This is a genomic window from Actinomadura xylanilytica, from assembly GCF_030283145.1.
Classification (GTDB): Bacteria; Actinomycetota; Actinomycetes; order Streptosporangiales; family Streptosporangiaceae; genus Spirillospora; species Spirillospora xylanilytica.
Map to the genome: position 1 here is coordinate 110,736 of NZ_JASNWE010000003.1, position 13,679 is coordinate 124,414.

General features: G+C 73.4%; 12 protein-coding genes and 1 pseudogene. 1 reads left to right on the top strand and 12 read right to left on the bottom strand.

Features of this window, described 5'->3' with window-relative positions; translation table 11 throughout:
* Window positions 1-15: 15 nt before the first annotated feature.
* The 11 genes from QP090_RS18515 to QP090_RS18565 form a co-directional block, all read right to left on the bottom strand.
* On the bottom strand, window positions 16-903 hold the full coding sequence (locus tag QP090_RS18515; RefSeq protein WP_285940228.1) for an ABC transporter permease: 888 nt from the start codon (window positions 901-903) through the stop codon (window positions 16-18).
* Window positions 900-1,907 (bottom strand): ABC transporter permease, encoded by a 1,008-nt coding sequence (locus tag QP090_RS18520; protein ID WP_285940229.1) that lies wholly within the window; start codon window positions 1,905-1,907, stop codon window positions 900-902. Before QP090_RS18520 ends, QP090_RS18515 begins: the two co-directional genes overlap by 4 nt.
* Window positions 1,904-3,424 (bottom strand): ABC transporter substrate-binding protein, encoded by a 1,521-nt coding sequence (locus tag QP090_RS18525; protein WP_285940230.1) that lies wholly within the window; start codon window positions 3,422-3,424, stop codon window positions 1,904-1,906. The genes QP090_RS18520 and QP090_RS18525 overlap by 4 nt, the downstream gene beginning before the upstream one ends.
* Window positions 3,425-3,624: 200 nt before the next feature.
* Window positions 3,625-4,413, bottom strand: a complete 789-nt coding sequence (locus QP090_RS18530; protein WP_285940231.1) for a VOC family protein — start codon at window positions 4,411-4,413, stop codon at window positions 3,625-3,627.
* Window positions 4,410-5,237: an IclR family transcriptional regulator gene (locus QP090_RS18535; RefSeq protein WP_285940232.1), complete on the bottom strand. Its 828-nt coding sequence runs from the start codon at window positions 5,235-5,237 to the stop codon at window positions 4,410-4,412. Before QP090_RS18535 ends, QP090_RS18530 begins: the two co-directional genes overlap by 4 nt.
* A 4-nt stretch (window positions 5,238-5,241) precedes the next feature.
* Window positions 5,242-6,723, bottom strand: a complete 1,482-nt coding sequence (locus QP090_RS18540; protein ID WP_285940233.1) for an aldehyde dehydrogenase family protein — start codon at window positions 6,721-6,723, stop codon at window positions 5,242-5,244.
* A gap of 1 nt (window position 6,724) precedes the next feature.
* Entirely contained in the window at window positions 6,725-8,146 is a 1,422-nt protein-coding gene (locus QP090_RS18545) for an aldehyde dehydrogenase family protein (protein WP_285940234.1), read from the bottom strand.
* Window positions 8,143-9,357 (bottom strand): FAD-dependent oxidoreductase, encoded by a 1,215-nt coding sequence (locus QP090_RS18550; RefSeq protein WP_285940235.1) that lies wholly within the window; start codon window positions 9,355-9,357, stop codon window positions 8,143-8,145. Before QP090_RS18550 ends, QP090_RS18545 begins: the two co-directional genes overlap by 4 nt.
* A complete protein-coding gene (locus tag QP090_RS18555; protein ID WP_285940236.1) occupies window positions 9,354-10,073 on the bottom strand; it encodes a maleate cis-trans isomerase family protein in 720 nt (239 codons plus the stop codon). The genes QP090_RS18550 and QP090_RS18555 overlap by 4 nt, the downstream gene beginning before the upstream one ends.
* Window positions 10,070-10,510 carry a hypothetical protein gene (locus QP090_RS18560; protein ID WP_285940237.1) on the bottom strand — a complete coding sequence of 147 codons (441 nt, stop codon included), beginning with the start codon at window positions 10,508-10,510 and terminating at the stop codon, window positions 10,070-10,072. The genes QP090_RS18555 and QP090_RS18560 overlap by 4 nt, the downstream gene beginning before the upstream one ends.
* A complete protein-coding gene (locus QP090_RS18565; RefSeq protein WP_285940238.1) occupies window positions 10,507-11,574 on the bottom strand; it encodes a class I SAM-dependent methyltransferase in 1,068 nt (355 codons plus the stop codon). The genes QP090_RS18560 and QP090_RS18565 overlap by 4 nt, the downstream gene beginning before the upstream one ends.
* Window positions 11,575-11,807: 233 nt before the next feature.
* On the opposite strand from QP090_RS18565, the pseudogene QP090_RS18570 reads away from it, so the two are divergent.
* Window positions 11,808-12,569 (top strand): annotated as a pseudogene (locus tag QP090_RS18570) (amidohydrolase family protein); the annotation flags it as partial.
* A 128-nt stretch (window positions 12,570-12,697) separates the two neighbouring features.
* On the opposite strand, the gene QP090_RS18575 reads toward QP090_RS18570, so the two are convergent.
* Window positions 12,698-13,678, bottom strand: coding sequence for a GlxA family transcriptional regulator (locus QP090_RS18575; protein ID WP_285940239.1), 981 nt, complete (start codon window positions 13,676-13,678; stop codon window positions 12,698-12,700).
* Window position 13,679 lies beyond the last annotated feature (1 nt).

Here is a 13,679-nt window from a genome sequence, read left to right on the forward strand (position 1 = left end):
CGACGGGCGCGGCGGTCACGGGCGCACCGACTTCAGGCGGGCCCGGCTGCGGGCGGCCATGCCGTCGCCGATGAGGTTGGCGGCGGTCACGGCCAGCACGATGACGGCGGCGGGCACGAGCACCAGCAGCGGCGACCCGACCAGGTGCTGGCGGCCCTCGGCCAGCATGTTGCCGAGCGAGGGCGAGCCGAGCGGCGAGCCGATGCCGAGGAAGGACAGCCCGCTCTCGGCGACCAGCAGGTCGGCGAACACGAACGCCCACATCACCATGATCGTGTGCCGCAGGCCGGGCAGGACGTGGGCGAGCAGGATGCGGGGCCGGGTCACGCCGAGGAGCCTGGCCGCCCGCACGTACTCGCGCTGCATCAGGCCGCGCGTCTCGGCGTAGACCACCCGGGCGAAGACGGGCCAGCTCACCACGCCGAGAGTGATCGACAGCGGCAGGAACCCGCGGCCGACCGCCGCCATCAGCGCGACGGCGATGACGAGGTAGGGCAGCGACAGGCACACGTCGATGACGCGGGAGATCGCGGCCTGGGCGTAGCCGGTGGTCGACCCGGCGAGAACGCCGAGCGTCAGGCCGATGACGGTGACGATGCACGCGCCGGTGGCGGCGACCGAGGCCGTCCAGCCGAACCCGGCGATCGTCCAGGTCACCAGGTCGCGGCCGACGCCGTCGGTGCCGAGCAGGTGCCCGGCCTCGCCGGGGGACAGCAGCCGCGCCTCGACGCTGGTGGCGACGCCGGTGATGTTGCCGAACAGCAGCGCGACGATCGTCCCGCCGACGAGCACGGCCGCGATGGCGAGGCCCGCGATCAGCCGCGCCGACTCCACCCCCGGCCGCCGTGGGACCAGGCGCCGCCGCACGAGCCCGCGCGGGGCCTCTTCTCGGACCGCTGTCATCGCTGCCTCCGCAGGCGGGGGTCGAGGATGCCGAGCAGGGCGTCGGTGGCCATGTTCGTCAGGAACACCAGGCCCGCGATCGTAAACACGGCGGCCTGCACGATCGGGAAGTCGAGCTGCTGCACCGAGTTGATCATCAGGGCGCCGAGGCCGGGCCACGCGAAGATGACCTCGATGATCAGCGCGCCGGAGACCAGGATCGCGAGCTGGGTGCCGACGAGGGCGGCGGCGCCGAGCAGGGCGTTCGGCAGCACGTGCCGCAGAATGACGGTGTGCCGGGACGCCCCGGCGGCGCGGGCCGTCCGGACGAAGTCCTCGTCCATGGTCTCGGCGACGTTGGCCGACACGACGCGGGTCAGCCGCGGGACGAGGAACGCCGCGAGCGACACCGCGGGCAGGATCGCCGCCGAGGCCGAGGCGTTGCCGATGCTCGGCAGCAGCCCGAGCTGGACGGCGAAGACCTGGATGAGCACGAGCCCGATGACGTAGCCGGGCATGCCCTGGCCGACGAAGACGACCCCGGAGGCGATCGACTGGGCGCGGCCGTCGGAGCGCGATCCGATCCACGCGCCGAACGGGATCGCGACCAGCATGTTGAGCAGCACGGCCAGCAGTGCGAGCTGGAGCGTGGCGGGCAGCCGGTCCAGCACCTCGGTGAGCGCGTTCGCGCCGGACTGGACGGAGGTGCCGAAGTCGAGCTGGGCGGCCCGGAGGATGAACGTCGCGTACTGCTTGGCGAGCGGAGCGTCCAGGCCGTACTGCTCGCGGACGGCCTCCACCTGGTCGGGGGTGGCGTCCTGGCCCGCGAGTGTCGTCGCCGGGTCGCCGGTGAGCCGCAGCAGGAAGAACAGCAGCGTGGACACCGCGAACAGCAGCAGGACGAGCTGGGACAGCCGGGAGGCGAGCATGCGGGCCAGCCGGCCGGCGCGTCCCGGCGGGCGGGCCGGCCGCCCGGCGGCCACGGGGGTGCCCGTGACCGCCGGAGCGGATGCGGTGTCCGTCACTTCTTGACCATCTGGTCGTAGCGGAAGAACCGGTTGTCGTCCTTGGCGCCCTCGAGGCCGGCGGACTTGCCGACGATCGTGATCTGGTGCACCAGGTACAGGGCGGGCGGGTTCTCGTGCATCTCGGCGACGACCTTGCGGAGCTGCGCCGCGCGCTTGTCGGCGTCCATGTTGGTGAGCGCGGCGGACAGGTGGTCGGCGGTCGGCTTGTCGCAGAAGAACGTCGCCGCGCGCAGGCAGGTGAAGTTGGTCATGGCCCGGGTCGGGTCCATGGTGGGCAGCGCGTTCCAGGAGAGGCCGAACGCCTCGGTCTTCCAGGAGTTGCCCGTGTACCGCTGCATCCAGTTGGGGAAGGTCATCTGGTTGAGCGTGAGGTTGACGCCGACCTTGGCGAGGTCCTGCTTGACGGCCTGGTAGATGTCCGCGTCGGCGGGGAAGGACCCGACGACGACGTCGGCGCTCATCGCGAAGCCGTTCGGGTGGCCCGCCTCGGCCAGCAGCGCCTTGGCCTTGGCCGGGTCGTAGGGGTACGCCTGCACGTCCGGGTTGTGGCCGACGACCTTCTCGGTCGGGCCCTGGCCGACGGGCTCGGCCTTGCCGAGCAGCAGGTTGTCGGCGATCCCCTGCTTGTTCACCGCGTAGTTGAGGGCCTGCCGGACCTTCTTGTCGGTGAGCGGCGAGTCGACCGGGTCCTTGCCCTTGACGGTGCGGAACGCCAGCGACATGACCTGGTTGCCGAGGCTGACCTCGGCCTGGGTCGCGCCCTTCATCTGGTCGACCTGGTCGGGCGAGACGCCGGTGATGAGGTCCACCTGGCCGGACTGGAGGGCCTGGAGCCGTGAGGCCGGGTCCTGCATCGCCTGGATCTCCAGGCCGCCCGCCTTCGGCGCGCGCCAGGACTTCTCGAACGCGGTAAAGGTGATCTTGTTGCCGCCCCAGTTCTCGACCTGGAACGGCCCCGTGCCGACCGGCTTGGCGGCGATGCCCTTCACGCCTCCCTCGGCGAGGGCCTTCGGCGCCGGGATCAGCAATTCGGTCAGCTTGTTGGGCAGCACCGGGTCCTTGACGGACGTCGTGAACTCCACCGTCTTCCCGTCCAGCGCCTTCGCGGACTTGATCGTCGCCAGGTCGTTGGCGACGACCGACTGCTTGACCTCGGGGTTCTGCTTCAGGTAGTTCGCGACGTCCGCGACGCCCTGGGCGGTCAGCGTCTCGCCGTTGGAGAACGTGACACCGTCACGGATCGTGAAATTCCACGTGGTGTCGGAGGTGTTCTTCCACTCGGTCGCCAGCCACGGCTTCACCTGGCCCGTCGCGTCCACGAACGTCAGCGGATCGTAGATCGCGGCGTAGGTGTAGACCCCCGGGGAGACCGCCGAGTTGAACGGGTTCCCCTGGGAGGCGGGGAGTGAGTCGACACCAACCTTGAGCGTCTGCTCACCGGCGGCCTTGGTACCGCCGCCGCCACCGCACGCGCTGAGCGCAATTCCCAGGACGAGGACCATTCCGCCCTGCACTGCAATGCTTCTACGCACAAGCCAGCCCTCCATTTTGTTCCACTGGGCGGAACGATTAACTCGCTCAGTGGAACGGTAGAATGAGGTACGCCACAGTGTCAAGAGTTCAAAGAAGAAGAAACGTGCAGGTAACAGGCCAGATTGGCCTCTTTTTGGATGATCAAGCCGAACCGCCCGCGCGCGCGGGCGGCACGGGCGGATCAGCCGGACGCCACCAGCGCGCCGCCGGCACCGGGAACGGTCCATATTCCGCCGGGCCCGTCCCCGCGTAGCGTGACGGCGACGATCCCGCCGTCCCATGGGGACCTCCGGACCCGAACGGCCGGGTCGCCCGCGGGGTACTGGTCCACCTCCACGGCGCAGCACCCTGGAAGCTGGAGCGTGCTGACGCGGTGCAGCGTCCCCTCAGGGCGGCCGAGCTGCGCGTTCAACGCCCGCACCGGCAGCGGATGGTCCGTCACCCGCCGTGCGGGCAGGCGGCCTTCCAGCGCCGCACGCGACTCCTCCAGGTCTTCCGACGCCAGCACGGCGATGAACACCGGGCCCACCGGCCCGCAGGGGCTCGGCAGCGTGAACCCCTCCGGGGCGCGGTCCACCTGCGTCAGGTAGAGCGCCTCCCCGGCCGGGCCCGCGACCTGGACGGCCCGCAGCCCTCCCCCGGCCCCGACCGGACGCGGCTCGGCCAGCACGCGCAGCCCGGCGGCGCGGGCCCGCGCGGTCGCCTCGTCGGCGTCGGCCACGAGGATCTCGGCGGCGGCCCAGCCGAGCGTGGTGAGCGGCTCGGGCGCCCGCGCCCCCGGAAGCTCCACGACGTGGACCGCGCCGCCGGTGCCGGTGCCGGACAGCACGACCGAGCGGCGCCCGTCCAGCTCGGGCAGCGGCGCGCCGGACACCCGGTGCTCCGCACCCGGCTCCAGCCCGACCCCGTCCCGGTACACCGCGACGGCGGCGTCCAGATCGGCGGTGACGACGGTGACTGACGCGATCATTGCGGCCGCGCGCCGCCGGCCTGCCCGCCGACCTGCGCGGTCAGTCCGGCGGCGGCCTTCTGCAGCAGGTCCACCAGGCGGTCGGCCTCACCGCGGAACCGTTCCAGCGGTCCGGCGATCGAGATCACGGCGAGCGGCGTCCCGGTGGGGCCGAACACCGGCGCGGCCACCGAGCCCGCGCTCGGATCGCGCTCACCGTAGGAGATCGCATAGCCGACCTCGGCGATGTGCGCCAGCTCGTCGCGCAGGGTGGGGCGCCGGGTGATGGTCTTGCCCGTCAGCCTGCTCATGGGCTGCGAGGTCAGGTACTGCTCGCGTTCGGCGGGGTCCAGGAACGCCAGGAACGCCTTGGACGACGCGCCCGCGTGCAGCGGGAACGCCGCGCCGAGCTGCACCATCATCTTCACGTCGCGGTCGGGGGTGACCTGGTCGACGTAGACGCGGTTCCAGCCCGAGCGGGTGGACAGCGTGGCCGTCTCGTCGGTCTCCCGCGACAGCCGGGTGAGGACCGGCCGCGCCTCAGCGCGGATGTCGATGCGGTCGAGGTAGCCGAGCGCGAGGCTGACGATGCGGGGGCCGAGGCTGTAGCGGCGGGTCGAGGGATGGAACGTGATGAAGCCCTTGGCGCGGCAGCTCGTCAGGCTGCGGTGGACGACCGCCTTGGACAGCCCGAGCCCTTCGGCGATCTCGGTGACGCCGAGCGTGGGCCGCCCCGCCTCGCCGAGGTGGATGAGGATGTCGAGGACCCGGTCGACTCCCGTGACCGTCTGCCCCTTGACCGGTTCGACGCCGTCGGCGCCGCCCTTGACGCTCACAGTGGACATCCCCTCAGCCGACCAGATGGAAGCTCTGGTATTGGACATACGCCTCGAAGCCCTCGGGTCCGAGTTCGGTGCCGAGCCCGCTCGACCGGCGCCCCGCGAACGGCGCGGCCGTGTTGAAGCCGAACCCGTTGACGCCGACCGTCCCGGTGTCCAGGCGCGCAGCCACCGCGAGGGCGCGGGACTCGTCGGCGCTCCACACCGACCCGGCCAGGCCGAAGTCGGTGTCGTTGGCGATCGCGACGGCCTCGTCCTCGCCCGACGCCGGGATGAGCGTCACGACGGGTCCGAAGACCTCCTCCTGGCAGATCCGCATGTCGCTGCGCGCGTCGGTGAACACGGCGGGCGTCAGGTAGAACCCGGCGTCCAGGCCGGGCGGGCGCCCGCCGCCCGACACCAGCCGGGCGCCCTCGGCCCGGCCCGCCGCGATCAGCCCCTCGACGCGGTCGCGGTGCGCGGCCGAGATGAGCGGGCCGAGCCGCGTCGCCGGGTCGAACGGGTCGCCGACGGGCAGCGCCGCCGACACCGCGGCGACGCGGTCGGCGACCTCCGCGAGCAGGGCGCGCGGGACGATGATGCGGCTCTGGATGAAGCAGTTCTGCCCGCTGAAGGTGTAGGCGAGGAACGGCAGCGCGGCGGTGAAGCGGTCCAGGTCGGCGTCGTCCAGCAGGACGGCGGCGGACTTGCCGCCGAGTTCGAGGACCACGGGCGTGAGCGAGGCGGCGCAGCGGGCGGCGATGTGCCGTCCCGCCTCCGACGAACCGGTGAAGCCGACGATGTCGACGCCCGGATGGCCGACGAGGGCCGCACCGGTCTCCCGGCCGCCGGTGACCACGTTGACGACGCCCGGTGGAAGGCCGGCCGCGACGGCGCACTCGGCGAACAGGAAGGCCTCCAGCGGTGCCTGGGGGGGCGGTTTCAGCACCACCGTACCGCCCAGCGCGAGGGTCGGGCCGATCTTGTACATGCCCATCGGAAGCGTCCCGTTGTAGGGCACGATCGCCGCCGTCACCCCGCGCGGGCCCCGGCGCACGATCGAGCGCCGGACGCTGCCCGGACCCCGCCGTTCCGGCACCGGGCGCAGCTCGTCCACGACGAGCGCGCGGGCGATCCCCGCGTAGTAGCGCAGTAGCTCCGAGGCGCGGTTCGCGCGGGCGGGCGGGCCGCCGACCGGCCGCCCGATCTCGTGGGCGAGCAGGACGGTCATCTCGGCGTCGCGCTCTTGGAGCAGGTCGGCGAGCCGCTCGAGCGCGGCGGCGCGGTCGGCGGGCTCCCAGGCGCGCCAGCCGCGCGGGTCCTGGAAGGCGGCGCGGGCGGACGCGACGGCCGCGTCCACGTCGGCGGCGGACCCGTCCGGAACGCTGCCGATGACCGTCCGGTCGGACGGCGAGACGACCTCGAGGACCGCTCGGGACCGGGCCGGGACGAGGCGTCCGTCCAGGAAGACGCCGTCGCGGTGCGCGGTCTCGGGCGCGAGTGCGGGACGCATGTCAGTCCTTCCGGTAACCGTCGGGGACGCCGGGCGCGGTGGAGAACCACACGCTCTTGGTCCAGGTGTAGAGGTGGACGGCGTCGGTGCCGCCCTCGCGCCCGTAGCCGGACGCGCCGACCCCGCCGAACGGCACGAGGTCGGACAGGACGCGGTAGGTGTTCACCCAGACCGTCCCGACGCGGAGGGCGTCGGCGAGGCGGTGGGCGCGTCCCGGGTCGCCGGTCCACACGCCCGCGCCGAGCCCGAACCGGGTGGCGTGGGCGAGGCGGACGGCGTCGCCCTCGTCGTCGAACGGCGCGGCGCACAGCACCGGCCCGAAGACCTCCTCGGTGAGCAGCGGGTCTCCGGCGGCGACACCGCTGAAGACCGTCGGCGCGACCCAGTTGCCGCCCGCCAGCCCGGCCCCGGCGGGCGTCCCGGCCTGCGCGACGATGTGCGCGCCCCGGGCGGCGCCCTCGCTGACGAAGGCCCGCGTCTTGGCGGCCTGGACGGCGGTGACCTGCGGCCCGACCTGGGTGCCGGGCTCGCGCGGGTCTCCGACGCGCAGGTCCCCGACGCGCCGCGCGACGCGCTCCAGGACGTCCGGGTACACCTCGCGCTGCACGTACAGGCGCGATCCGGCGATGCACATCTGCCCGCACGATCCGGTGAAGCCCTCCACGATCCCGGCCGCCGCGGCGTCCAGGTCGGCGTCGGCGAACACCAGCTGCGGGGACTTGCCGCCCAGCTCCAGCGCGGACGGGGCGAAGTGCGCCGCCGCGGCGGCGCCGACGCGGGCGCCGGTGGCGTCCGAGCCGGTGAACACCACGAGCTTGACGCGGGGGTCCTCGACGAGCGCGCGGCCGAGGTCGCCGTCGCCGTGCACGACCTGCGCGACGCCCTCCGGATGCCCGGCCTCGGCGAGGACCTCGGCGACGATCCGGCCGAGCAGCAGGGCGGTGAGCGGGGTCTCGGCGGCCGGTTTGAGGACGACGACGTTGCCGAACGCGAGCGCGGGCGCGATCTTCTTCGCGGCGAAGAAGTACGGGACGTTCCACGGGATGACGCCCGCGACGACCCCGTACGGCTCGCGCGTCGTGTAGGTGTGGAACGGGCCCGGGACCGGCACCACCGTGCCGTGCGCCTTGTCCGCCCAGCCGCCGTAGTACTCGAAGCAGGCGGCGGCGCGGTCGGCCTCGCGGCGGGTGTCGGCGGGCAGCTTGCCGGTGTTCAGCGTCTCCAGGTCGGCGATCCCGGCGGCGCGCGCCCGCATCCGGCGGCCGATCTCCACCAGCAGGCGGCCCCGTTCGGACGCCGGGACGGCCCGCCAGCGCGGCGCGGCGTCCTCGGCGGCGCGCAGGACGGCGTCCAGGCCGCGCGGAGTCGTCGCGGGGACGTCCTCGATCACCTCGCCCGTGATGGGCGACAGGACGGCGGTCAACGGCTCACTCCTTCGACTGCGTCGAGCATGCTCAGGGCGCTCAGGTGGCGGGTGCCCGCCACCGGGTCGGCGGCGGTCGCGGCCAGGTCCCGGAGCCGGGCGAGGCGGGCGTCCCGGCCGGTCGCGTCGACCCCCGCCCGGACGGTCCGGGTCGCGGGCTGGACGATGCGGACGGCGGCGTCCCGGCGAGCGGACGCGTACGCGTCCGCCTCGGCGTCGCCGTCGCCGTCGCCGCCCGCCCGCAGCGCGGGGCCGAGCCGGGCGGCGAGATCGAACGCGTCGTGGACGCCCGAGTTCAGCCCCATCCCACCGGTCGTGCTGGACAGGTGGGCGGCGTCGCCCGCCAGCAGCAGGCGTCCGGCCCGGAACCGGTCGGCCACCCGCTGGTGGCTGCGGTAGAGCTGGTGCTGCTGGAGCGGGCTGCCGGCCCAGCTCCGGTCCCCGACGAGCAGGTCGAGGGCGGCGGCCAGTTCCGGGTGCGGCCCGCCGGTCCCGTCGGCGGACGCGGTGACACCGGCGGTGGTACTGACCGCGACGCGCCACACGTCCGGGGTGCGGATGAGGGACAGCCGTCCGTTGGGACCGCTCCAATAGGAGACGGGACCGAGGTCGTCCACGACGGTCTCGAAGGGGAACGGCGTGGCGGCGACCAGGCTCTGCGACGGGTAGGTGTCGCCGGGGAAGCCGATCCCGGCGAGCTTGCGCAGCACGCTGTGCGCCCCGTCGGCGGCGACGACGTACGGCGCGGTCAGGCGCGTGCCATCGGCCAGCGTCACGACCGCTGCCGCCGCGCCCTCGTCCGCGCCGGTCAGCCCGGTGACGCGGTGCTCCTGACGCAGGTCCACGTCCGGGGACGCCTCGGCCAGCTCGCGCAGCAGCCGCAGCAACTTGTACTGCTCGTACTGGACGCGGAACGGGAACGGCGTCCGGCCCTCCAGCACTCCGTAGGAGAAGGTCGCGCGGTCGGGCAGTTGCAGGTCGCGGAACTGAAGCCGGTCCACGCGGACGCCGTGGGCGACGGCGTCGGAGGCGGCGCCGATCCGGTCGAGCAGCGCCAGCGTCGGCGGGTGCAGCGTCGAGCCGCGCCACTCCTTGCGGACCCCGGCCCGCTCGGCCTCCAGCACGACGGCGGGCACCCGCTCGGCGGCCAGGGCGAGTGCGGCGGCCAGGCCGACCGGCCCCGCGCCGACGACGATCACGGGCTCGGTCATCGGGTCTCCTGGATCAGCCGGGCCAGCGCTCCGGTCGCGGCCGCGAGCGTCGACGACGCGTCCGCCGCGTGCAGCAGCGCCCACGTCCCGGCGAGATTGGACGACAGCAGCAGCGAGCGGGCCGGGGTCAGCTCGTCGAGCACGTCGAGGCTGGCGGCGCCGGTGCCCGCCACCACGACGGCGTGCCCGGGGGCGCCGGAGCGCAGCGCGGCCCGCACCGCGTCGCGGACGTCACCGTCACCGGTGGCGTAGATGGGGCGTCCGCCCTGGACGTCGTGCACGTCCACACGCATCCCGGCGGCGCGCCAGAACCCGGCGCACTGCTCGGTGAGCCAGGACGGGTAGGGCGACACGACCGACACGCGGTCGGCGGCGGCGGCGCGCAGCGCGCCGGCCAGCCCGCCCGCCGAGGTGACGACGGGGACGCCGAACCGCCGCGCGAGCCCGGCCGACCACTCCCGGTCGCCGTCCGGGCCGAGCGGGTAGGTCGCACCGGTGCAGGCGACGAGCACGGCCGCCAGGTCCAACCCGGTCAGGGACGCGATCGCCTCGCCCGCGTTGTCGCGGTACCAGTCGAGGCGGGCGTGCAGATCCAGGCCGGGCGGCGCCGCCATCCGCGCCACGTACGGGACGACGCCCAGTGGCAGCAGCCGCCGGGTCTCGGGTTCGACGGTGGGGTTCGCGGACGGCACCACGACCCCGACCCTGACCGTCACGCGATCAGCCCGCCGAAGACGCGCCGGACGTAAGCGTCCCGCTCCGCCCGGTCGCCGGTCCCGCCGACCGCACTACTCCCGCCGGCTCCGCCGGCGGCACTGCCTTTGCCGGCTCCGCCGACCGCACTGCCTTCGCCGGCTCCGCCGACCGCACTGCCTTCGCCGGCTCCGCCGACCGCACTGCCTTCGCCGGCTCCGCCGACCGCACTGCCTTCGCCGGCTCCGCCGGCGGCGTCCGGCTCGATCGCGTCCGGCGACACGACCAGGCCTCCGGCCACGAGCTGGGACTCCAGCGCGGCCAGGCGGCGCCGCGTCACCCACAGCTCGGCGGCGAGCTGGACGCTGATCTGCATGAGCTGGTCGTTGACGCCCTCGCCGACGAAGGCGCCGAGGGGCTGCGGGCCGTCCACCCGCCAGTTCCCGGTGTCCTCGGTCATGCCGCGCACACCCAGGTCGCGGTCCGGCCGTTGGTGAACTCCACCGAGGAGAACAGCCGCTCCAGTTCGGCGCCGATCCCGCCGTGCACGAACCGGAACGCGAACGGCTCGCCGTTGAAGCGGGTGTCGAAGTCGCGGTCGTAGGTCGCCCACGGCTCGGGCGGGTCGTCGGGCTGGCGCATCTCGTGGACGACGAGGACCCCGCCGGGCCGCAGCACCCGCCGCGCCTCGGCGACCGCGCGCAGCGCGACGTCCCAAGGGACCTCGTGCAGGATCGTGCCGAGGTAGGCGACGTCGAAGGTGCCGTCAGGGAAGAGCAGGTCCTCGGCCAGCCGCTGGGCGAAGACGACGTCGGCGCCGAGCCGGACGGCGCGCGCGTGCGCGTACCGCAGCAGCGGCGCGGCGGAGTCGATCCCCCACACCTCCGCGTCCGGCCAGCGGTCCTTGAACGCCACGGTCATCGCGCCGACGGAGCAGGCGATGTCCAGGACGCGCGTGACCGAGCCGTCGGCGGGCGCGGGGACCTCGCGGGCGCGGGCGATCTTGCTCTCGTCGCGGTCGTTGGTCCCGAGGTGGAAGACCTTCGTGCCGTAGTGGTAGACGTATCCGGCGAGCGACTCATCGTGGTAACCGCCGGGCTGGCGGTGGAAGTGGACGTCGGCGGAGTAGGCCGGGTGCTCCCAGTCCTCGGCGAGTTCGATGCGTCCGGGGCCGCGTCCGGCGGCGTCGTCCAGCTCCGCCTCCAGCGCCGGGCGCAGCCGTTCGTAGCCGGCCGCCACCCGTGCCCAGTTCATGTCCTGGGTGGAGCGCAGCAACCGGTTCCGCAGCCCCACCAGCGGCACGGACTCGGCGGCGGCCCGCAGGTCCTCCAGACTCTCCGGACGCCGTTCGGCGACGCGTTCCCGGACCGCTTCGGCCGCCACAGGATTGATCTCCCTCAGGGTGAAGCGACGCAGTCCCTCGACGAAGTCGAGGTGGCTCTCGTCGTCGAACACCGGCATCGCCGTCATCGTGCCGAGTCGCCCGCGCGGGGCCGCCTCCCCCGGACCTGACCCTGAACGCATGGACCAATCCCTTCACCCGAGGCGATCCGCCCAGCGGAACACTCGTTCCGCTGATGTGAAGTGTGACCTTAACAACAGGCATGCCGCCCTGTACATCCCCCACCTGCACATTCTTGGCGAAAGCGGCACCTACGGGCGAGGCGCGCTGACCATCGCGGTCGCGCTCGGGCCGGCGTCCGCCGCCTCCACCGGCGCCTCACCGGGCTCGGTCGGCTACGGGCGCAGTCCGTGAAGGTAGAGCGCGACACACTCGTCTTGCAGCGCTCCAACGGGTAGGTGGCCTCGACCGTTGCGTGGCTCGGCAGCCCCGCCTCCGGTTATGTCACCGGACAGACGCTGAGCGTCAGCGGCAGCCTGACGATGCATTGAGATCCGTCGACCCCCGCCTGCCGGTCGCCGACCTGCTCGCCCACCTCGACCTGCAAGCGGAGGACCCCCGGTTCCGCGGCGTCCGCGTCTTCGGCGGACTCGAGCCCGGATCGGCCGCCGGCGACGCGATCCTGTCATGGCTCGACCGAAGGGGACTGGTCTTCGACCTCGTCGCCGGTCCGGCGTCGCTGCCGGCATGGGTGCGGGCCCTCGAGGCGTTCCCGGACCTGACCGTCGTGCTCGAGCACCTCGGTTCCCCCGAAGACGCCGGCCAGGACGGACGGGCCCGCTGGGCGGGCGCGATGCGGAAGGCGGCTGCCGCCACCGGCTGGACGTGCAAGTTCTCTGGCCTCGGCATGCTCCTGACCGAGATCACCGCTGATGCGGTCCGGCCGTGGCTGGAACTCGCCGTCGACGCGTGGGGCTGGGAGCGACTGGTATTCGGCTCCAACATGCCGATGGACGCGATAACGGTCAGCCACGAGGGACTGCTCGGCACCGTGCGTGAGCTGGTGGCCTCGACGGCCGGCGCCGCCGACGCCCACCGCTTCTTCTACGACAATGCCCGCCGCGCCTACGGCCTGCCGGTGGCGGACATCTCCGAAGCGGTGATCCCCCGGCGATAGCCGCGACGGGCGCACCGCCGCCGACGCCCGGTCCCTGCTCGGCACCCTCCTGGGCGACGCCGAAGACCGCGGCCTCGTCGGCCTCGACGTCGCGCGGAAGCGACGGGGCCGAGGCCGCGCGGGCCGGTTCAGCGGACGTTGACTGCGGCGGCTGAGCGGAAGCGGAAGATGTGGCGGTACGACTGGGGAGACATGCCCGTCGTTCGGCCGAAGTGGTAGCGGAGGTTGGCCGCGGTGCCGAAGCCGGTGTCCCGGGCGATCTGCTCGACCGGCCTGTCGGAGGTCTCCAGGAGTTCCTGGGCCAGGCGGATGCGCTGTTGCAGCAGCCACTGGAGCGGCGTGATGCCCAGTGTTTCGCGGAAGCGGCGGGCGAAGGTGCGTTCGCCCATCTGGGCCAGGCGGGCCAGTTCGGGGACACTGAGCGGCTGGTTCAGGCGTTCGCGCGCCCATTGGAGTACCGGCGCCAGGTCGTCGGTCGGCTCGTGAGTGACGACGGGTCTTGTGCACTGGGGGTGGCCTCCCTCGCGGTGCGGGGGGACGACCATACGGCGGGCGACCTCGTTGGCGACGGCCGCTCCGTGGTCCTGGCGCAGCAGGTGGAGGCACGTGTCGATGGCCGCTCCCGAGCCGGCCGTGGTGATGACGTCGCCGTGGTCGATGTACAGCGGGACCGGGTCGAGATCCACCTCGGGGAAGCGGTGGGCGAAGTCGCTGGAGTTCATCCAGTGCGTCGTCGCGGTGCGGCCGTCCAGCAGTCCCGCGGCGGCGAGCACGTACGCGCCGGTGCACAGCGACACGATCCGGCCGCCGCGCCGGTGCACCTCCCGTACGACCTTCACCAGGCTCTGCGGCGGATCCAGCTGGACCGGGCGGGCCAGCGCGGCCACGATGACGGTGTCGGCGTCCAGCAGATCGTCGAAGCTGTGCGCCGCGTTCAGGCTCATGCCCTGGGTGGACGGGAGCGGGCCCGGCTCGGCGGTGCACACCTGGAACCGGTACCACGGGTCGACGATGTCGCTGCGGTCGGTGCCGAAGACCTCGAAGGGGACGGCCAGCTCGAAGACCGGGGTGCCGACCGTCACCGCCAACCCGACGAGGTGTCCGCCCATG